Genomic DNA, 19,102 nt, shown 5'->3' with positions numbered 1-19,102 from the left:
CGGAACGGCAAAGCTTTGCAGCTTCAGGACCTATAAAACAGCTTCTCTACACCGCAAGCGTGCGTGTCGGAGCCTCTCCCGCAAGATCCCAGAAGAGCTCGAAGAGCTCGTTTCCAAGAAGCCAGCCCCGTTCTGTGACCGCCAGGCCCTCTCCCAGAAGCCCTTCTTCCTGGGCCGTCTGGATAGCACGATCGAGCGTTCCTCCAAGCTCTGCACGTGCAGCAGCAAGGAGGCTTGCGTCAATCGGCTCGGACATGCGCGCCGCCAGCATGAGGTCCTCGGCGAGCGCCTGGCGCCGGTCGAGAAGCTCGATCGAGAAGTGGAGGCGCTGCAAATGCCCTTCTGCATAGTCCGGCCTTGTGGAGGTATTCCTGAGCCGCACGCGATAGATATCATCTGCGATATCGGGAAGCTGCGGCAGGCACGTGCGCAGCCGCCTATAGGCTGCTCGCGAAAGCATTCCAGAAGCGCCGGTGCCAATGCCGAGATAGTTCCTGCCGGTCCAGTAGGCCTTGTTGTGGCGACACTCATGGCCCGCCTTCGCATAGCTGGCGACTTCGTAGCGGTGGAATCCGTGCGTGCAGAGGGTCTTCTCTGCACGCTCCATGCGCCTGGCCTGGATGTCGGGATCGTTCCAGGAAGGGAGCTCCTCGCCGCCATAGCGCCGCCCGAAGGCCGTTCCCTCCTCGATCATCAGAGGATAGACGCTCACGTGGGAGACGTCCTGTGCAAGCACATCGCAGACGCTCCTCTGGAAGATCTCGTCGGTCTCCCCAGGAAGTGCGCACATGAGGTCGGCTGAGACTGAAAGTCCCGCCGATACGGCTGAGGAAAGCGCCTGGAGCGCCTCTTCAGCGCTATGGATCCTCCCGAGTGCCGCCAGCACTCCGTCGTCTGTTGACTGGACGCCGAGCGAGATGCGCGTAAGCCCTGCTTCCTTGAGGGATGAGACGAAATCCGCTGTGAGGGAATCGGGGTTGGCCTCTGATGTGAGCTCCAAGACGCCGAAAGATGAGAGCCGCTCCACGATGGGCAGAAGGCGTGCACCGAGATAGCTCGGCGTCCCGCCGCCGATGTAGGCTGTCTCGGTCCCCTCGAGAAGTCCCGCCTCTTCGAGACAGGAGAGCTCATGCAGGACAGAAGCGGCATAGGCATTCATGAGAGGATCCTCTGCACGCGTCGCCCAGGAGGCAAAGTCGCAGTAGGCGCACTTCCTCGCACAGAACGGGATATGCACATAGAGGGCAGACGCCGCATCTGCCTCTGTGTGCTCTTCCCAGACACTTTTCTCACGCACGGTCTTGGCCTGCTTCTGGGTTCGTGGCACCTGCCGCCTCGATGAGTTCGAGGTATTCCTCTGCGCTCTGGCAGTGCATGGCACGCTCGCGCCATGCGGCTGCATTCGGAAGCCCCTTGAGATACCAGCCGGCAAGGTTCCTTGCCCGCGCAAGATGCGCATCCGTTGCCTCCAGGAGGCGCACATGGAGCGAGAATGCGGCAAGACGCTCCTCAAGGCTGTGCGTCGGTGCAGCATCCTCTTCAGCATCGCGGAAGATCCAGGGGTTGCCGTAGGATCCGCGTGCAACCATCACCGCAGCGCAGCCACAATCCGAAAGCATCCTGCGTGCCGCTTGTGCTGCAAGCACATCGCCTGAGCCGATGACCGGAACCGAGACAGCAGCTGCCACATCGGCAACGGTCTCCCAGGAAGCCTTGCCGCGGTAGAGCTGCTTGGCATACCTGCCATGAACCGCAATCGCAGAGACTCCTACCTCCTCCATAGCCCGTGCAAACGGCACGGCAAGCTCCTCGCCCATATCGAATCCGCGGCGGATCTTGGCAGTGACGGGCACTTCCGTGTGCTCGCACACTGCACGGACGATCTTGGCCGCCGTTTCAGGGTCGCGCATGAGGGCAGAGCCTTCGCCCTTGCGCGTCACCTTCGGCACCGGGCAGGCCATATTGATATCGATGAGGGCAAGCTTTGATCCGAGCCGCTCGCTTACAGCCTCTGCCGCCTCTGCGAACTGGTCTGGCTTCGAGCCGAAGAGCTGCACCGCGATATCGGGCTCTGCCTCTTCGGGCACGACAAGCTCCCACGTCTTCTCTCCGCCGTAGTGGATGCCTGCGACAGAGACCATCTCGGTATAGGCAAGGCCGGCACCGCCTGCGCGTGCCATGAGCCTCCAGGCCGCATCCGTGACTCCTGCCATGGGAGCCATGAGGAAGGGATGGGACGCGAGGCGCTCGCGCAGGCTCTCCCCTTCTGCAAAAGGCTCGATATGGGAGGAGAGGCCGGCAGATGCTGCCCTATCTTCCAGAAGCTCTTGCGGTCTCATGCTCATTCGTCGTCCACCTTGAGGACGGCGAGGAAGGCTTCCTGCGGCACTTCGACCGTGCCGATGGCCTTCATGCGCTTCTTGCCTTCCTTCTGCTTCTCGAGGAGCTTCCTCTTGCGCGTGATGTCGCCGCCGTAGCACTTGGCAAGGACGTCCTTGCGGACTGCCTTCACGGTCGAGCGGCTGATGATCTTGTTGCCGATGGCGCCCTGGATAGGCACCTCGAACTGCTGGCGCGGGATGATCTCCTTGAGCTTGTCGCAGAGCCCTCGTGCAAGGTCGTAGGCCTTGTCCCTGTGGACGATGAAGGAAAGGGCGTCGACCTCCTCCCCTGCAAGCAGGATATCGAGCTTCACGAGGTCGGAAGTGCGGTAGTCGCCGATCTCATAGTCGAGCGAGGCATAGCCCTTCGTCCTGCTCTTGAGCTGGTCGAAGAAGTCGAGGATGAGCTCTGCCAAAGGAATATCGAAGTGGAGCTCGACCGACTTCTCGGAGAGATAGACCATGTCCTGCGTCGTGCCTCTATGGTCGACGACAAGCTGCATGACAGGACCCATGTACTCGGGCGGGACGATGACCTTGGCCTTGAGGTAGGGCTCCTCGATGTGGTCGATACGGGTCGGTTCGGGCAGGTCCTGCGGGCTCGTGATCTTCTCCATCGTGCCGTCCGTCTTGAAGACGTGGTATTCGACAGAGGGGCTTGTCGCTATGAGCGAAAGGCCGAACTCGCGCTCGAGGCGCTCCTTCACGACCTCCATATGGAGCAGGCCCAAAAAGCCGACACGGAAGCCGAAGCCCAATGCGACGGAGTTTTCCGGCGACCAGGTCAGGGAGGGGTCGTTCACCTTCAGCTTCTCGAGGGCATCGCGCAGGTTCTCGTAGTCCTTCGTGTCGATCGGGAAGAGGCCCGTGAAGACCATGGGCTTTGCCTCGTGGTAGCCAGGGCAGGCCTCGGCGCAGGGATTGTCTGCATCGGTGATCGTATCGCCCGTGCGCACCATCTCGGGGTCCTTGAGACCCGTCACGACGTAGCCCACCTCGCCGACAGAGAGCTCATCGAGCGGCGTCTCGAGCGGACGCTTGCAGCCGACACCGTCTGCCAGGAACTCGTCTCCGATCGCCATCATCTTGAGATGGTCGCCCTTGCGGATGTGCCCATCGAAGACGCGCACCGTCGCGACGACCCCACGGTACTCGTCGAAGTAGGAGTCGAGGATGAGAGCCTTCAAGGGCGCATTCTCATCTCCCTTCGGAGGAGAGATCAGGTAGACGATCGCCTCGAGCAGGTCATGGATGCCCTCTCCTGTCTTGCCGGACACGAGCACGGCATCCTCTGCAGGAATCGCAAGGTCGTCCTCGATCTCCTGCTTGACTTCCTCAGGGTGCGCCGACGGAAGGTCGATCTTGTTGATGCACGGCACGATATCGAGCCCGGCATTCATGGCAAGCGTCGCATTCGAGACGGTCTGTGCCTCGACGCCCTGCGTCGCATCGACGACGAGCACGGCTCCCTCGCAGGCAGCAAGCGAGCGCGAGACCTCATAGGTGAAGTCCACGTGTCCCGGCGTATCGATCAGGTTGAAGAGATACGTCTTACCGTCATCTGCGTCATACATGACGCGCACGGCGTTCGACTTGATCGTGATGCCGCGCTCCTGCTCGATGTCCATGGAGTCAAGCATCTGCGAGGTGAGATCGCGCTCCTCGACCGTATGGGTCAGCTCGAGGATGCGGTCCGATATCGTCGACTTGCCGTGGTCGATGTGCGCGACGATGGAGAAATTGCGGATATGGGAGGTATCTATGCTCATACGTCCTTCATGCCCTGCCTGGGCCCAGCATGGCTGCAGCATCATCTGCTGCGATTGTCTGGGCAGCTATGGATATTTCCAGATGTCAGGGCACATTCTAGCAAAGTGCACGTGATAGCTCGCTCGAGAGTCTGCTATACTCTCGTGGTTGACCTCGCCGTGTCCGGGTGCGGAACCCCACTTCCGACCCAAAGAGAGGCCTCATCTCAAAGCACTGAAAGGAACCGCACCGTGGCAAACATCAAGTCGCAGAAGAAGCGCATCAAGCAGGCAGAGAAGGCCCGCGTCCGCAACCAGGCAGTCCGCTCCGAGCTCAAGACCTACGTCAAGAAGGTCCGCGAGGCTGTGGCAGCAGGCGACGCCGAGGCTGCACAGACCGCTGCCTACGCAGCGAACCGCAAGCTCGACAAGGCTGCATCCAAGGGTGTCATTCACAAGAACCAGGCTGCCCAGCGCAAGTCGGGCGTCCAGAAGCTCGTGAATACCCTCCAGAAGTAGGCTTCTTCATTCCAGACAATGCAAAGGCCCCGGTGTGTGCTGGCACCGGGGCCTTTCTTTTGGACACTAGCCCTGGGCGATGCCCAGGACAAGGCGTACCATTGCATCCCTGGGGTCGGCTCCGCTCTTGAGGCCGGAATCTGCCTTGGCACAGGACTTCAAGGCAGAGACGAGCTCTTCGATCGTGAACCTCCTCGCCCAGCCCCTGAGGTTCTTCACCTGCCAGTCCTGCTTTCCGAGCTCTGCGGCAAGGCTTGCCCCGCTTCCCCGCTCATCGAGGCACTTCGCACAGATGAGCTCGCGTATCCTGCCCTCGAGATAGCTCAGAGATCCGATATAGCTTCCCTGGTCCATGCCGGAAAGCAGCTCAAGCGCGCCTTTCACGTTGCGGGCCGATACCGCATCGGCAAGCTCCCAGGGCTTGATGTCCTCCGTGCGCACGATATGCGCTTCGACGTCCCGAAGCGTCACATGCCCTGGCTCGGATGCCAGATTGCCGAGCTGGGAGATCTCGTTTCTGAGCAGCATGAGCGAGGTGCCGGAGCGCTTCACGAGCTCCTCTGCCGCATCGCGGTCGAGCGTGATGCCTAGCTGGGGTGCCACCTTCTGAACGAGCTCTCCTGCAAGCTGCCAGGGCTTCGGCGGCGTGCAGTCGATGACAGAATGCGCACCTGCTGCCTTCACGGCCTTGCAGAGCGCAGAGCGCGTGAAGCCCGATCCCTTGGGAAGTGCACCCACAACGAGCATGAGCACGGTCGTCGGGTTCGGATTCTTGAGATAGGAGACAAGCATCTCCTGAACGGGCTTGGCGAGCCTGTCTGCCTCCGAGACGATCACAAGACGGAAGGCATCGCCTGCAGGCATCGCATCGAGGCTTGCCTTGAGCGCATCGGGCCCGGCCACAGATCCGGCTGCAAGCTCGTCGAGATTGAAGGCAGCAAGGCCTGGATCGAGCTTTGCCTTCATGCGCCGTATTGCCTCTTCGCGCTTGATCTCGTTCGTGCCGATGACAAGATAGACCGGCAGGAGCGTACTCGCCTTTCCCATGGCTCCCCTTTCTGCTCTTCTCCATTCTGACGGAATCAGCGCTCCGTGTACACCGCATAGCCTTCCTCACGGGGACGTATCTCGACCGTGCCGACGTCCTTCGTGCAGAGGAAGCGCGCCTGTGCCCCTTCGAGCGTCTCGATGCACTGCTCCGTCGGGTGGCCATACTTGTTGTTCTCGCCGGCAGAGGCCACGGCCAGCTCGGGCGCAAGCTCCCGCGCCTCGCCTGCATCGATTGAAATCTCCGATCCATGGTGCCCTACCTTCAGGACATCGATGTCGCCGACCTCATCTGCAAACTGCCTGAGCTCGTCTTCCTCTCCATCGCCCGTCAGAAGTGCTCTGAAGGTGCCGCCTCCTTCTGGATGCTCGAGCACGAGCTCGATGGAGTCGCCGTTCTCCTCCCCTGTGACATCCGCCTTTGGCCAGACCATACGCATCGTGAAGCCGCCAGCATGGAGCACAGAGCCTGCAGAGATCTCCTCTGCATCCTTTCCGGTCAGCTCCTCGATCTCTCCTCTGAGCGTCTCGCTCATGGAGCCCTTGACGCCCTCGGCGACATAGACCGTGCCGACCGGAGCGACGCTTCCCAGATCCTTCACCCCGCCTGTGTGGTCGTCATGCAGGTGTGTGAGCACCACCGCATCGATATGGAGCACATGCGACTTCTCGAGCGTCTCTGCGACCGCGCCTTCAGGTCCCGTGTCAATAAGAACCGCTGCGGCTCCTTCCTGCACGAGAATCGCATCACCCTGCCCGACATCAAGGATGCAAAGCCGTGCCGGCGCGAAGAAGCGCCAGGAGACAATGAGGCAGGCAAGCCCGAAGGCGCAGGCGATAGCGGAACGCCGGAGCCAGGCCGAAGAGAGCTCGGGCCAGGCAGCAAGCCAGAGCGCAAGAAATGCCAGGACGACAATCTCTGGCACTGCTGTCGTAGCTGCAACCGAGATGCTTGCATAGGGCAGATGGGCAAGGAACCTGACGGCAGCAAGCGAGAATCCGGCAAAGAGATCCGCTCCTGCCATAAGCAGATGCGAGAGCCATGGGAGCGGGAGCATTGCAAAGGCGAGAAGCGCCAGTGCGATCATGCAGGAGAACGGAAGCGCAAGGACAAGATTTGCGAGAGGCGCCACGAGCGAGAATGTCCCGAAGACTTCTGAGGTGAGTGCCGCTGTGACAAGCTGGGCGGCAAGCGTCGCTGCAAGAAGCGCAAGCACATTCTGGCGCAGCTTTCCCAAGGCGCGCATGAGGCGTTTCGGCACACGATGGAGCCAGGGAAGCTCAGGCACGAGGAGCGTGAGCGCGTAGGCCAGATAGGATGCAAAGAGGCAGAGCCCGCAGACCGCGTAGACGCTCAGGAGAAAGCCGATATCGGCAGCGGATGCAGGAGATGCCCAGACGAGGATGAGGCCCACGAGAGAGACCGCTGAGAGCGCATGGCTCCTTCTGCCGGCAAGCACCGCTCCTGATGCAGCGCAGGCCATGAGCCAGGCACGCATCGCAGAGACCGGCAAGCCGCAGAGAACGACAAAGATGCCGGTGAGGGTGATGGAGAGCGCGATGCGCCACTTCGGCGAGAGCCGGAGCCACCCGAGGACGACCGCCAGGGCAGAGGCTATGACAGCAAGATGTCCACCCGAGACAGCGACAAGATGCGAGACGCCGCAGGCAGAGAAGAGATCGGAGAGCCCCTCTTCCTGGAGCGGCGCCTTGAAGCCCAGGACCGACCCCACTTCGAGCGCCCGCTCCGGCGTATCCGATCCAAGAAACGCGTCTTTGCCTGCGGTACGAATATGCTCTACCAGTGCGCGCAGTCCTTGAGGCTCATCCCTGCCGGTGATGCGGACCATCTTGACCGTGCAGCAGATGCCCTGTGCAAACGAGCTTCTCCCATAGTCATCGTCCGCAAGCGGCTTCATGCGCCCGATGCAGCGCACACGCTCCCCCGCTGTGAGCTCCCGCGAGCCAACAAGCCAGACATCGCCGACAGTGTGCCCATCCTCCTCGGCCGCAGCGCGGCAGCGCCAGCCGCTCGTCCCTTTCGAGCTGTCTCCCTCGACGACGAAGACAAGCTTCGAGGCGCTTGTTGCCTGAAGTGCCTCTGCCGCATCCTCCGTCCTGGCACAGAAGGCAGCAGAGGAGATGAGCGCCACGAGCGTGCAGGCAAGAACTGCTGCCGCAAGCATCTTCTGCCTGCGCAGGAACAGGAGCGCACCTACGACGAGCGATACGGCTACAGCTGCCTCCACCTCTGCACCTATGCCGTCCCACGGCAGGCACAAGAGCGCGAGCCTCGAGGCATAGATGGCAGAGAGCAGCGCCAGGAGCGTTTCAGGCAGAAATGGCCGCTCAGGCGGCTTCTGCTCCCTATACACAGATATTCGCCTCGAGCTTCGCGTACTTCTTCTCGCCTATGCCGGAGACACGCATGAGGTCCTCCTTCGAGCTGAAGGCGCCATGCTCTTCCCTGTCCTGCACGATTGCCTTGGCAGTCGATTCGCCGACGCCAGGAAGCGTCTCGAGCTCCTCGGCTGTGGCGGTATTGATGTTCACGAGGCCCGAAGATGCAGAATCGGAGGAAGAGGACGCCAAGGTGCTGGATGTGCCCGAAGAGCCGGCAGCAGAAGTGGAGCCTGAGGCAGTGCCAGCCGCTGAGGCAGCAGAGGAGGATGCCTCTCCTTCCTTCGGCACATGGATCTTCATGCCATCCTTGACAGCCTGCGCGAGATTGACGCTTGTGGTGTCAGCATCGTCCAGAAGCCCGCCTGCTGCCTCGACCGCATCCTTCACGCGCTCGGTCGTGCCGGCAATGTCGTAGACGCCAGGATGTGCCACCGCTCCGTCGATATCTACAAGCACCGGACTTGGTGCCTTGTCCTCCGAGCTGGCATCCGTGCTTGCAGATGCTGCATCTTTCGTCTCCTCTGCTGCAGGCGTCGAAGAGCTCACGGCTGCACTCTTGTCCACCGTGAAGGCAGAGGTCCTGATCGCTGCCGCAAGCGCCAGGAAGAGCGCCACCGCAGAGCCTGCCGCGATGAGCGCGCAGGCTGCCTTCCTGTTTCCAAGATTGAGCCGCGGCATCCGTGCCTTGAGCCTCGATGCTGTTCTGTCCTGAAGCCTTCTCTGTGCCATGAAAAAATCGCCTCCCTCTCCAGACTGGATGAGGAAGGCGATATGACAGACAGGATTGCGTTCTTCGGGCTGCCAGACATCTGGCAAAGATCTTGCGGAAGGTCGCAGAAGGCCAGCTCAGCCCTCTGACACGATGCCCTTCTTCTCCCACTCGGCAGGTGCGAGCTCCTCATGACGAACACGAAGCTTGCGGGGAGGACGGTAGCTTGGGCACTGGTCGAAGTCCACATACTCGATGTGGTCGACGAGATCCTCGATCATCGCTTCATGATCGAAGGAATCCCAGGCTTCGTGCACCTCGTCACGCTTTGCATGCGTCTCGGGACGGCGCGGCATGAAGAGCGTGCAGCAGTCAGGAGCCGTCTGGCAGCTGATATCATAGGTGCCGATCTGCTGTGCGCGCTCGATGATCTCCTGCTTGTCGGATCCGATGAGAGGACGCAGCACTGGCATGGATACGGTCTCATCCACAGCAGCGATGTTCTCGAGCGTCTGGGAGGCGACCTGTCCAAGCGATTCGCCCGTGACAAGTGCCTTGGCACCCTCTATGCGTGCTATGCGCTCAGCGACGGAGAACATGACACGGCGGTACGTGATGATGCGGAGCTTCTGGTCAACCGCAAGAGAGATCTCGCGCTGGCGCGCTCCGAAGGGCACCACGTAGAGACGGCCGACGACGCCGGAAGGCGCGAGGGCCTTGACGATATCCTGCGTGAGCCATTCGCTCGTATCGGACACCATGGGCCTGCCGGAGAAGTGGATGGGCACGCAGATGGCGCCACGGCGTCCGAGCATCCAGGTCGCGACCGGCGAGTCGAAGCCAGAGGACAGAAGCGTCACAACCTTGCCGGCAGTGCCGACAGGAAGGCCGCCTGCTCCCCTCTCGGAGACGGCGTAGACATAGACCGAGCCCTGCACGACGTTCACGTGGACCGTGACATCGGGGTTGTGGACGTCGACCTTCTTGTCAGGGAAGGCCTCGCAGAGGGCTGCGCCCACCTGGCGGTTGATATCGAGGGTATGGACCGGATAGTCGGTCGAAGACTTGTGTGCATGGACCTTGAAGGTGGAGAAGCTCCCTGCCTCGCCGAGAGAGACGATGGCAGCCTGGGAGTACTCCGCGAGGTCGCGCGGGCACTCATGGGCAAGCGAGACGCGGGCAACGCCCGGAACCTTGCCGATAAGGTCCTGGTAGTCGCGGGTCGCTCCGCCCTCGAAGGTCACGAGGATATAGCCGCAGATGCGCTTCACGCACTTGAGGGGCGTGTCGCGCAGGGCGCACTTCAGATTCGTCACGAGCTGGTTCTCGAAGATGGAGCGGTTCTTCCCTTTGAGGCCAATCTCGTGGTAGTGGACAAGACAGACGCGTTCGCTCATCAGAAGACCGACTTGTTTGCGCCCTTGATGGCCTCGTCGAAGTCATCCTTCACGAATCCGAGGGTGCCATCCTCGATCTCCTTCATTGCGATGGAGACAGGATCCTCGCCGGAGACGACGGTCGTGATATCGTCGAAGTCCTGGACGTCGACGACACGCAGATGCTGGCCGCGGATCATGTTGTTGATATCGCAGGCACGCTTCGATGCCATCGAGCAGAGCAGGAACGGGTTGTGCTCGGTCTTGTCGAGCAGGTTGTCGATTTCAGGCTTGATGACGGACATTAATGGGAACCTCCATCCATCTCGAACCGGCGCATCACAGAGCCAAGCTCCTGTGCCGCACGGTCAACAGTGTCATTGACGATACGCACATCGTACTGGTCCGCGAGCTCCATCTCGTGGCGGGCATTCTTGAGCCTGAGCTCGATCGATGCCTCATCCTCGGTGCCACGTCCACGCAGGCGCTCCTCGAGCAACTGAAGCGAAGGCGGCTCGATGAAGACGAGCACGGCATCCGGATAGACCTTGCGGACGTTGAGCGCTCCCTGGACATCGATCTCGAGCACGAGCGAATGCCCCTTAGCAAGGAGACGCTTCACTTCGCTCACAAGCGTGCCATAGAGATGCCCATGGACCTCTGCCCACTCGACGAACTCCCCTGCCGCGATGCGGCGGCGGAACTCCTCGTCAGACAGGAAATAATACGATGTGCCGTCGACCTCGCCGGGCCGTGGACTTCTTGTAGTAGCCGAAACCGTCAAGCCCAGGTCCGGGCGCTGCTTGCGGAGCTCTGCAAGCAGCGTGCCCTTTCCTGCGCCCGACGGTCCGGAAATGACAAAAAGTCGTGGTGTCGCGCCCACTACTTGGAGAGCGCTTCGATGAGCTGCTCGCGCTGGCGGGCACCGAGGCCCTTGACGCGGCGCGTGGAGGAGATGCCGAGCTCAGCCATGATCTTGGCTGCCTTGGCCTTGCCATAGCCCGGCAGGGACTCGATGAGAGCGCTCACCTTGAGACGGGCGGCAATAGGATCGTCGGAATCAAGGACCTCCTCAAGCGTGACCTGGCCGGTCTTGATCTTCTCGCGGAGCTCTGCACGTGCGTGGCGCGCGGCAGCTGCCTTCTCCAATGCTTCCTTGCGCTGCTCGTCGGTAAGTTGAGGGAGAGCCATTGTTCCTCCAAACTAGAAACGCATGCAGGCACCTCTTCTTGGTGCCGAAGCTGCTTCAAACCCATCATGCGATACTATAGTCTCGCAATCCATCAGGCATTTTGCAAGTGCAGATATGCCAAATATCGGGCTTTACGCAGGGACTTTACACAACTCCTACGAAATTCGCCCCGCTCTGAAGAAGCTTCTATGCACAGAGCTCAGAGACGATGGCTTCGAAGGCTGCTGCCGGGTCTTCAGCCTGCGTGATCGGACGTCCGACAACGAGCTTCGAGGCACCGGATGCGATAGCAGACGCCGGCGTCGCGATGCGCTTCTGGTCGCCTACGGCAGAGCCTGCAGGGCGCACACCTGGTGTCACGACGAGCGCATCAGGTCCCAGAAGCTCGCGGAGCTCATGAGCCTCCTGCGGAGAGCAGACCATGCCATCGGCTCCTGCACCATAGGCAAGCTTTGCAAGACGTGCAACCTCATTGGCAACAGAATCAGCCACGCCGATCGAGGCAAGGGCTGCCTGGTCCATGCTCGTGAGGACCGAGATCGCGATGATCTTCGTGCGCTCGTCGCGGTCCTTCGCTGCCGCCTCGACACCCTCGCGGGCTGCCTTCACCATCTCGGCACCGCCCAGGGCATGGACCGAGAGGATATCTGCACCTGCACGCGATGCTGCCTCGGCAGCGCCCCTGATCTGGTGCGGAATATCATGGAGCTTGAGGTCCATGAAGACCTTGAGGCCGCGCCTGTGTATCTCGGAGACGATCTCCGGTCCGCAGGCATAGTAGAGGGTCATGCCTACCTTGACCCAGCCCGCATGGCCAGAAAGCGTATCGGCGAGGGCAAGCGCCTCGTCGCGTCCGCAGTCGAGGGCGGTTATCACGGCATTGCGTGCTTCAGCTTCGCTCAGCATCTGCATGCTCCTATCACTTCGTGGATATCTTTGACACCCTGGGACTCTGCCCAGGCTTCGAGCTCGGAAAGAATGCGCGGTGCTGCCACAGGGTCGACGAGGTTGGCTGTGCCGACCGAGACAGCGGTCGCTCCTGCCAGCAGGAACTCTGCCGCATCCTCGCCAGTCATGACGCCACCGACGCCGTTGATCGGAATCTTCACGGCGTGTGCCGCTTCCCAGACCATGCGCACGGCAATAGGATGGATGCAGGGGCCAGAGACGCCAGCCATCGGCCGCGAGAGCCTGCTCCTGTACGTCCTCACATCTATTGCCATGCCCGGAATCGTGTTGATGAGCGTCAGGGCATCGGCGCCTTCTGCCTCGCAGGCACGGGCGATATCGGCGACATCGTGCGGCGCAAGCTTCACGAGGATCGGCCGCTTCGTATGCGGGCGAAGGGCACGGACGACTTCAGCTGCCGCTTCAGGCGTGGCACCCATGGCAGCGCCCCCGCAGGCGATGTTCGGGCAGGAGATATTGATCTCGAATCCCGCTGCGAAGGGCGCAAGCTCTTCGAAGAGGTCGAGCGCATCGATGTATTCCTGAATCGAGTGTCCTGCGACCTGGCAGATGACACGGCAGCCGCGCTCATCGAGCCCGGCGAGATATTCGCCATACTCCTCGACGAAGCCCTTGACACCCGGGTTCTGGAGCCCGACCGAATTCATGATGCCCGAGGTAATCTCAGCCAAGCGCGGTGCAGGATTTCCTGCCCACGGCTCGGCGGCGACACCCTTGCAGGTGATGGCGCCAAGCTCGGATACATCGAAGAAGCTCTCGAACTGGCGGCCATTGCCGAAGGTGCCAGAAGCGGTGCAGATGGGGTTCTGCATATGCACGCCGCCAAGATCGACATCCATCTTGACCTTTGTCATTTCCAGAGCACCTCCTCGGCATCGAACACGGGACCATCCTGGCAGCAGGCACGCACGGTGCCATCTGCCATCTGGACGCTGCACGTGTTGCAGGCACCGAACCCGCAGGTCATCATCCGCTCCATCGAGACCTGGCAAGGAATATGCGCTGCTGCTGCGACCTTCGCGACGCCTGCCATCATGGGCTGGGGCCCGCAGGTCATGACGACGTCGTAGCTATGCTTGCCCACAAGCTCCTCGGCAAGGCCTGTCGTGAAGCCGTGGTAGCCATAGCTTCCATCATCCGTTGCCAGGAACACTTCGCAGAAGCCACCACGGGAAAGCGCGCTCTCATAACCTGCCCCGCCATCATTGCCGCTCAGAGCCTGCGCTCCCTCCTTCCAGAGGAAGCGTTCGCTCTTGGCGCCCATCACGACATCGCAGTCGATGCCGCGTGCCTGGAGCATGCGGGCCGCAGCAAAGACAGGGGGAGCGCCGACGCCGCCAGCAACGAGAAGCGCACGCTTGGCGCCTTCTTGCGGCATCCTCCAGCCATGTCCGAGCGGAGCCAGAAGCGTCGAGCCCTCGCCCGGCTCGAGCGAGCAGAGACGGCGCGTTCCTTCGCCCACAGCAGCTACGATCATGCAGATCCAGCCACGCACCGGATCGGTGCGGTAGAAGGAGAGCGGGATGCGCAGGATATGGGAGGGGTCGCCCGGCACGGCGACATTCACGAACATGCCGGGCTTGAGCCCCTGTACGAGCTCGCCTTCCGTCTCGAGGCAGATGTCCCAGATATCCTCTGCCGCCTCATGCTTCCAGACAAGCGTGTATGGCGCGAGCTTTGGTCCTGCTGCCGCGCTCATGCGGGCGTCACCACACCGTCAGTGAGCGTGCGCTTGCCGGCGCAGAAGACATCGGATGCAGCACCGGTAAGATGCCAGCCGAGGAAGGCAGAGTTCTTCGCCTTGCCCTGCAGCCAGTCCTCGGTGACCTCGATCTCTGCAGCGGGATCGATAAGGGTAAGGTCTGCCGTGCTTCCTGCCTCGACCTTGACCGGCTCGAGCGTGAGCACCTTCCTCGGGTTCACAGCCATGACCTCGACAAGGCGGCTCCAGCTCATCTTGCCCGGAAGGACGAGCTTCGTGAGCATGAGCGGAAGCGACGTCTCGAGGCCGACGCAGCCGAAGAAGGCAATCTCCCACTCGCAGTCCTTCTCATGCGGTGCGTGCGGTGCATGGTCGGTGACGACGCAGTCGATGGAACCATCGCAGATGCCCTCGACGAGGGCCTCCATGTCGGCCTTCGTGCGCAGGGGCGGATTCATCTTGAGGTTCGTGTTGTAGGTCGGCGTGATGTCATCCTCATTGAGGAACAGGTGATGCGGCGTGACCTCGCAGGTGACAGGAAGTCCTTCCTTCTTGGCAGCGCGTACGAGATCGAGGCCCTTGGCCGTCGAGATATGGCAGACATGGAAGCGGCAGCCCGTGAGCTTTGCAAGCTCGATGTCGCGATAGATCTCAAGCTCCTCGCCGAGTGCCGGCCAGCCGAACATGCCGAGGCGGGTCGATGCCTTGCCTTCGTTGATGACACCGTTCGTCGTGAGCGAGTCGATCTCGCAGTGGGCAAGCACGGCACGGTCGAACTGCGACACATACTCCATGCACGTCCTCATCATGCCGGCGCTCTGCACGCCGTGTCCGTCATCAGAGAAGGCAGCTGCGCCCTCCACGACCATATCGCCAATCTCGGAGAGGGCCTCGCCCTTCTCGCCACGCGTAAGTGCTCCGATCGGGCGGATATGCACAAGTCCTACATGCTTGCCGCGGTCGATCTGGTAGCGGATCTCTGCTCCCGTATCGGTCACCGGGTCCGTATTCGGCATCGTTGCGACATCCGTGAAGCCGCCGTGTGCTGCAGCACGGGAACCGGTATCGATGGTCTCCTTGTACTCGAAGCCAGGATCTCTGAAGTGGACATGCATATCCACGAGGCCCGGCACGAGGTACTTGCCGGACGCATCGATGACCTCAGCGTCAGCAGGCGGCTCGAGGCCCTGGCCGACCTCTGCAATCTTGTCTCCATCGATAAGGACATCGGCTACGCCGTCAAGTCCGACCTGCGGGTCGACCACATGCGCGCCTCTAAGCAGAAATGCCATTGTTCTCTCCTCCCAGGAGCAGGTACATCTCGGCCATGCGGGTAAGGACGCCGGCATTGACCTGGTTCAGGATGCGCGAACGGCTGCAGTCGGCCACATCCGCATTGATCTCCATGCCGCGGTTCATGGGACCCGGATGCATGATGATCGCATCGTCCTTCATGCGGTTCACGCGGGTCATATCGAGGCCGTAGAGGCGATTGTACTCGCGCCTCGACGGAATGGCAGCACCTTCCATGCGCTCGAGCTGGACACGGAGCATGTAGATGACATCCATATCCTCGATCACATCGTCGAAGTGTGCCGTCTGGGGGCAGCCGAACCAGTCGGGATCGTCGACCTGGAAGGTCGGAGGACCGACGAGCGTGACCTCGGCACCCATGGTCTTGAGAGCGGGTGCCAGAGATCCGCAGACGCGGGAGTGGGCGAGGTCGCCGACGATTGCGACCTTGAGGCCATCGAGGTGTCCGAAGTGCTTCCTCATCGTATAGAGGTCGAGCATGGCCTGGGTCGGATGCTGGTGCTTGCCGTCGCCGGCATTGATGACGACAGCATCGGTGTTCTCTGTGATGCGCTGTGGTGTGCCGGCAAGGCGGGCACGGCAGACGAACATGTCGACATTCATGGCGGAGATCGTTTGGATCGTGTCGGCAAGCGACTCGCCCTTCACGACCGAGGACGTGGAGCCGCCCATCGAGAGGGAGTCTGCCGAGAGACGCTTCTCTGCGAGCTCGAAGGAGCTCTTCGTGCGCGTCGACGGCTCGAGGAACAGGTTCACGATCGTGCGACCACGAAGTGCCGGGACCTTCTTGATCGTTCGGGAATTGTTGACGGACTCGAAAGCCTGGGCGGTATCGAGTATCTGGGTGATATCGTCAGCCGTCAGGCTGTACGTATCGATGAGATTCTTTACAGACAGCATCAGTGAACGCCTCCATCGCTGGGTTCGTCTGCCTTGTTCCAGATCTCCACAGCGGTGTGGGAATCGAGCGGCTCTATGCAGACGCGGACATCCTCTTCACGGGAGGACGGCACATTCTTTCCGACATAGTCGGCACGGATCGGAAGCTCTCTGTGGCCACGATCGACCATCACGGCAAGCTGCACCGACTTTGCGCGGCCGTAGTCCATGAGGGCATTGAGGGCAGAGCGCACCGTGCGGCCCGTGTAGAGCACATCGTCGACGAGGATGATGTCCTTGCCCTCCACGCTGAACGGGATGTTCGTCGCATGGACCACCGGGGCAGAGTTGATGCCGAAATCGTCACGGTAGAAGCTGATGTCAAGCGAGCCGAAGGGCGGCTTCACATGCTCGATGTCCTCGATGGCATCGACAAGACGATGCGCAAGGATCTCGCCGCGGCGGATGATGCCGACGACAGCAATGGTCTTGGCTCCCTCGTTGTGCTCGATGATCTCATGCGCAATGCGCACGATGGCGCGGTCCATGGCCTGAGCATCCATGATGACCGCTTTGGGTTCCTGCTCCATGAGTCTCCCTCCGATAAAGCAAAAGGTGCCCGTCCGCCTTATGGCGGCACAGACACCCCGTCTTTTCGCTTCATGGAGAGATCCCATAAGGAAACCGCTCTTTATGTAGCGCCTTTCGGGCATCTCGTACCGCGCATTAAAGGCTAGAGACAGGATACTCCCTACCTTAGCCCGGCACAACAGAAAACATCATCTACAGAACGAAGAAAGGCATCCCCAAAGCTCAGCATGAAAAAGAGCCCCGCAGCATCTGCTGCAGGGCTCTCCAAGATGATGCCAAGCTCTTTCTGACTACTGGCCGAGATGACGATAGGCATTGCAGACTTCGTCGACAGGACCGAGCATACGCTGCTGGCCCTTCTCGATCCATATGACCCTCGAGCAGATGCGCTCGACAAGATCTATAGAATGGGAGACCAGAAGGACCGTCGTGTTGTCGTTCTGCACGAGCTCGTTGATTCTCTTCTCGCACTTCTGCTGGAACAGGAAGTCGCCGACGGAGAGCGTCTCATCGACGATCAAGATATCGGGATCCGTAATCGTCGCGATTGCGAAGGCGATGCGCGCCACCATACCAGAGGAGTAGTTCTTGAGCGGCATCTCGAGGAAATCCTGAAGCTCTGCGAACTCGACGATGTGGTCGAATTCCTGGTCGATGAACTCCTTGGAGTATCCCAGAAGTGCACCGTTCAGATAGATGTTCTCCTGAGCCGTGAGCTCCATATCGAAGCCTGCACCGAGCTCGATGAGCGGGGCTATCGTGCCATTGACCGTGCACGTGCCCTCAGATGCCTCGAGAACGCCTGCAATAATCTTGAGCATCGTCGACTTGCCTGAGCCGTTCGTGCCCACAAGACCGAATGCCTCGCCCTTATGTACATCAAACGAAATGTGGTTGAGAGCTCTGAATTCCTTGAAGGACAGCTCGTGCTTCATGATTGCGATGAAGTATTCCTTGAGGGAGTTGAACTGTTCCGATGCGATGTTGAAGATCATCGATACATCGTCGACGCGCACGGCGATATCGTCTGGAAGCTTGTTGTCAGCCATGGGTCTCCAATGCCTAGATGTAGAGGATGAACTTGTGCTCGTGGCGATGGAACACGACATAGCCAAGAGCGAGCGATGCAAGAGCCCAAACGACGCAGCGGATGACCAGGCTCAGCGTTGGCAGCGTCTGCCAGAGCAGGATGTCGCGGATGAACGTGACATAGAGATAGATCGGGTTGAAGGACTCGAAGACCTGCATCCAATGCGGAAGGATGCTTGCCGGATAGAAGAGTGGCGTTGCATAGGTCCAAGCCGTCAGGACAACGCTCCAGAGGTGGATCACGTCGCGGAAGAATACCGCAAGCGCAGAGAGCAGGAGCGAAAGGCCAATCGAGAACAGCACCAGAAGGACAAGCGCTACCGGCAGAAGGAGTGCCAGAGGCGTCAGAGGAATCTGGAAGAAGAGCATGACGATGAAGATAGCGATGAGAGAGAATACATAGTTCACAGCAGCAGAGAGGACCTTCTGCACCGGGAACACATAGCGGTTTATCTTGACCTTCTTCAGGAGCGAAGCAGCGCCGATGATCGACGTGAGTCCCTGGCTCGTAGCATCGCTCATGAGCTGGAAGGCGGTGTTGCCGAGAATGAGGTAGAGCGGATAGCAGCCGATGGAATCGTCTGCATAGCGCATGAAGGTAGAGAAGACCGCAGACATGACAATCATCATGAGGAGCGGGTTCAGGACAGACCATGCGACGCCGAGGACCGAACGGCGATACCTGAGCTTGAAGTCCTTGCTTACAAGCTGCTGGATGATGAAGCGATCGCGCTTCGCAGGAGGATACCAGGCATCCTTGCCCGATATGAGTTTCCCGCTCTTTGTAGCTGCGCTGGTAGCCAAGATGCCTCCGTTGCTACGCATTGTTCAATGAAATCAAGCTATCGTAAGTATGCTAGCACAGCCCCTGCATCCTCTGATATGGCCTGTCGGCTGAGTGCACACAAGCTCGACGTTTCTGCAGGCAGTTTATACAATCCTTGAACACCGAAAGGCAGCCCTGTCGGTTTGCAGGCAGCCAGAGCGAACTCGATGAAAAAAGAGCCGAACACGAAGTCCGGCTCTGAATTCTCTGGCTCCCCGGGTAGGGTTCGAACCTACGACACACTGATTAACAGTCAGTTGCGCTACCACTGCGCCACCGGGGAATATGTCACTGCGTCGGTGCGCAAATACTTAGTATAGTGTCTTCGGATTCCTTTGCAAGCTTTAAATTTCAAAA

19 protein-coding genes and 1 tRNA gene are annotated in these 19,102 nt (G+C 60.5%); 1 reads left to right on the top strand and 19 read right to left on the bottom strand.

The genetic code is table 11. From position 1 onward, the window contains the following. Window positions 1-46: 46 nt before the first annotated feature. From hemW to lepA, 3 genes are read right to left on the bottom strand one after another with little or no spacing between them, the layout of a single operon-like run. Complete coding sequence (gene hemW, locus ABVS03_RS04885; protein WP_368018257.1) at window positions 47-1,297, bottom strand: radical SAM family heme chaperone HemW; 1,251 nt, start codon at window positions 1,295-1,297, stop codon at window positions 47-49. Further along, window positions 1,290-2,345: a tRNA dihydrouridine synthase DusB gene (gene dusB, locus ABVS03_RS04880; RefSeq protein WP_368018256.1), complete on the bottom strand. Its 1,056-nt coding sequence runs from the start codon at window positions 2,343-2,345 to the stop codon at window positions 1,290-1,292. The genes hemW and dusB overlap by 8 nt, the downstream gene beginning before the upstream one ends. Next, window positions 2,342-4,150 (bottom strand): translation elongation factor 4, encoded by a 1,809-nt coding sequence (gene lepA / locus ABVS03_RS04875; protein ID WP_368018255.1) that lies wholly within the window; start codon window positions 4,148-4,150, stop codon window positions 2,342-2,344. Before lepA ends, dusB begins: the two co-directional genes overlap by 4 nt. A 231-nt stretch (window positions 4,151-4,381) precedes the next feature. Between lepA and rpsT the strand changes: the two genes are divergently transcribed. Further along, window positions 4,382-4,648, top strand: coding sequence for a 30S ribosomal protein S20 (rpsT, locus tag ABVS03_RS04870; RefSeq protein WP_330971071.1), 267 nt, complete (start codon window positions 4,382-4,384; stop codon window positions 4,646-4,648). Between the two features lie 66 nt (window positions 4,649-4,714). Here rpsT and holA read toward each other — a convergent pair whose 3' ends face one another. The 16 genes from holA to ABVS03_RS04790 form a co-directional block, all read right to left on the bottom strand. Next, window positions 4,715-5,695 (bottom strand): DNA polymerase III subunit delta, encoded by a 981-nt coding sequence (gene holA, locus ABVS03_RS04865; protein ID WP_368018253.1) that lies wholly within the window; start codon window positions 5,693-5,695, stop codon window positions 4,715-4,717. Between the two features lie 35 nt (window positions 5,696-5,730). Beyond that, the gene (locus tag ABVS03_RS04860; protein ID WP_368018251.1) at window positions 5,731-8,070 is read right to left on the bottom strand and encodes a DNA internalization-related competence protein ComEC/Rec2; all 2,340 of its coding nucleotides are present in this window, start codon (window positions 8,068-8,070) and stop codon (window positions 5,731-5,733) included. Beyond that, window positions 8,063-8,827: a helix-hairpin-helix domain-containing protein gene (locus ABVS03_RS04855; protein ID WP_368018249.1), complete on the bottom strand. Its 765-nt coding sequence runs from the start codon at window positions 8,825-8,827 to the stop codon at window positions 8,063-8,065. The genes ABVS03_RS04860 and ABVS03_RS04855 overlap by 8 nt, the downstream gene beginning before the upstream one ends. Window positions 8,828-8,944: 117 nt before the next feature. After that, window positions 8,945-10,204: a tRNA uracil 4-sulfurtransferase ThiI gene (gene thiI / locus ABVS03_RS04850; protein WP_330971075.1), complete on the bottom strand. Its 1,260-nt coding sequence runs from the start codon at window positions 10,202-10,204 to the stop codon at window positions 8,945-8,947. Then, window positions 10,204-10,488, bottom strand: a complete 285-nt coding sequence (locus tag ABVS03_RS04845; protein WP_330971076.1) for a DNA-directed RNA polymerase subunit omega — start codon at window positions 10,486-10,488, stop codon at window positions 10,204-10,206. The genes thiI and ABVS03_RS04845 overlap by 1 nt, the downstream gene beginning before the upstream one ends. Continuing rightward, a complete protein-coding gene (gmk, locus tag ABVS03_RS04840; protein WP_368018247.1) occupies window positions 10,488-11,066 on the bottom strand; it encodes a guanylate kinase in 579 nt (192 codons plus the stop codon). Before gmk ends, ABVS03_RS04845 begins: the two co-directional genes overlap by 1 nt. Further along, window positions 11,066-11,374, bottom strand: a complete 309-nt coding sequence (gene mihF / locus ABVS03_RS04835) for an integration host factor, actinobacterial type (RefSeq protein ID WP_330971078.1) — start codon at window positions 11,372-11,374, stop codon at window positions 11,066-11,068. The genes gmk and mihF overlap by 1 nt, the downstream gene beginning before the upstream one ends. A 187-nt stretch (window positions 11,375-11,561) precedes the next feature. After that, complete coding sequence (pyrF, locus tag ABVS03_RS04830) at window positions 11,562-12,281, bottom strand: orotidine-5'-phosphate decarboxylase (RefSeq protein ID WP_368018245.1); 720 nt, start codon at window positions 12,279-12,281, stop codon at window positions 11,562-11,564. Then, window positions 12,275-13,198: a dihydroorotate dehydrogenase gene (locus ABVS03_RS04825; RefSeq protein WP_368018244.1), complete on the bottom strand. Its 924-nt coding sequence runs from the start codon at window positions 13,196-13,198 to the stop codon at window positions 12,275-12,277. The genes pyrF and ABVS03_RS04825 overlap by 7 nt, the downstream gene beginning before the upstream one ends. Next, window positions 13,195-14,043, bottom strand: coding sequence for a dihydroorotate dehydrogenase electron transfer subunit (locus ABVS03_RS04820; RefSeq protein ID WP_368018243.1), 849 nt, complete (start codon window positions 14,041-14,043; stop codon window positions 13,195-13,197). Before ABVS03_RS04820 ends, ABVS03_RS04825 begins: the two co-directional genes overlap by 4 nt. After that, window positions 14,040-15,338 (bottom strand): dihydroorotase, encoded by a 1,299-nt coding sequence (locus ABVS03_RS04815; protein WP_368018242.1) that lies wholly within the window; start codon window positions 15,336-15,338, stop codon window positions 14,040-14,042. The genes ABVS03_RS04820 and ABVS03_RS04815 overlap by 4 nt, the downstream gene beginning before the upstream one ends. Then, the gene (locus ABVS03_RS04810; protein WP_330971083.1) at window positions 15,322-16,260 is read right to left on the bottom strand and encodes an aspartate carbamoyltransferase catalytic subunit; all 939 of its coding nucleotides are present in this window, start codon (window positions 16,258-16,260) and stop codon (window positions 15,322-15,324) included. Before ABVS03_RS04810 ends, ABVS03_RS04815 begins: the two co-directional genes overlap by 17 nt. Beyond that, window positions 16,260-16,829: a bifunctional pyr operon transcriptional regulator/uracil phosphoribosyltransferase PyrR gene (gene pyrR / locus ABVS03_RS04805; RefSeq protein WP_330971084.1), complete on the bottom strand. Its 570-nt coding sequence runs from the start codon at window positions 16,827-16,829 to the stop codon at window positions 16,260-16,262. The genes ABVS03_RS04810 and pyrR overlap by 1 nt, the downstream gene beginning before the upstream one ends. Window positions 16,830-17,120: 291 nt before the next feature. Then, window positions 17,121-17,879: an ABC transporter ATP-binding protein gene (locus ABVS03_RS04800; RefSeq protein WP_368018241.1), complete on the bottom strand. Its 759-nt coding sequence runs from the start codon at window positions 17,877-17,879 to the stop codon at window positions 17,121-17,123. Window positions 17,880-17,892: 13 nt separating this feature from the next. After that, window positions 17,893-18,723 (bottom strand): ABC transporter permease, encoded by an 831-nt coding sequence (locus ABVS03_RS04795; RefSeq protein WP_368018240.1) that lies wholly within the window; start codon window positions 18,721-18,723, stop codon window positions 17,893-17,895. A gap of 230 nt (window positions 18,724-18,953) precedes the next feature. After that, a tRNA-Asn gene (locus tag ABVS03_RS04790) sits at window positions 18,954-19,028 on the bottom strand. Between the last annotated feature and the right edge of the window lie 74 nt (window positions 19,029-19,102).

Source organism: Olsenella sp. AGMB03486, assembly GCF_040884255.1.
Taxonomy (GTDB): Bacteria; Actinomycetota; Coriobacteriia; order Coriobacteriales; family Atopobiaceae; genus Olsenella_L; species Olsenella_L kribbiana.
This window is presented reverse-complemented; position numbering and strand designations above follow the sequence as displayed.

Excerpts from the sequence above, each read along its gene's own strand:
- dusB (WP_368018256.1), bottom strand. The coding sequence starts at position 2,345 with ATGAGCATGAGACCGCAAGAGCTTCTGGAAGATAGGGCAGCATCTGCC.
- lepA (WP_368018255.1), bottom strand. The coding sequence starts at position 4,150 with ATGAGCATAGATACCTCCCATATCCGCAATTTCTCCATCGTCGCGCAC.
- holA (WP_368018253.1), bottom strand. The coding sequence starts at position 5,695 with ATGGGAAAGGCGAGTACGCTCCTGCCGGTCTATCTTGTCATCGGCACG.
- ABVS03_RS04855 (WP_368018249.1), bottom strand. The coding sequence starts at position 8,827 with ATGGCACAGAGAAGGCTTCAGGACAGAACAGCATCGAGGCTCAAGGCA.
- thiI (WP_330971075.1), bottom strand. The coding sequence starts at position 10,204 with ATGAGCGAACGCGTCTGTCTTGTCCACTACCACGAGATTGGCCTCAAA.
- ABVS03_RS04845 (WP_330971076.1), bottom strand. The coding sequence starts at position 10,488 with ATGTCCGTCATCAAGCCTGAAATCGACAACCTGCTCGACAAGACCGAG.
- mihF (WP_330971078.1), bottom strand. The coding sequence starts at position 11,374 with ATGGCTCTCCCTCAACTTACCGACGAGCAGCGCAAGGAAGCATTGGAG.
- pyrF (WP_368018245.1), bottom strand. The coding sequence starts at position 12,281 with ATGCTGAGCGAAGCTGAAGCACGCAATGCCGTGATAACCGCCCTCGAC.
- ABVS03_RS04825 (WP_368018244.1), bottom strand. The coding sequence starts at position 13,198 with ATGACAAAGGTCAAGATGGATGTCGATCTTGGCGGCGTGCATATGCAG.
- ABVS03_RS04820 (WP_368018243.1), bottom strand. The coding sequence starts at position 14,043 with ATGAGCGCGGCAGCAGGACCAAAGCTCGCGCCATACACGCTTGTCTGG.
- ABVS03_RS04815 (WP_368018242.1), bottom strand. The coding sequence starts at position 15,338 with ATGGCATTTCTGCTTAGAGGCGCGCATGTGGTCGACCCGCAGGTCGGA.
- ABVS03_RS04810 (WP_330971083.1), bottom strand. The coding sequence starts at position 16,260 with ATGCTGTCTGTAAAGAATCTCATCGATACGTACAGCCTGACGGCTGAC.
- pyrR (WP_330971084.1), bottom strand. The coding sequence starts at position 16,829 with ATGGAGCAGGAACCCAAAGCGGTCATCATGGATGCTCAGGCCATGGAC.
- ABVS03_RS04800 (WP_368018241.1), bottom strand. The coding sequence starts at position 17,879 with ATGGCTGACAACAAGCTTCCAGACGATATCGCCGTGCGCGTCGACGAT.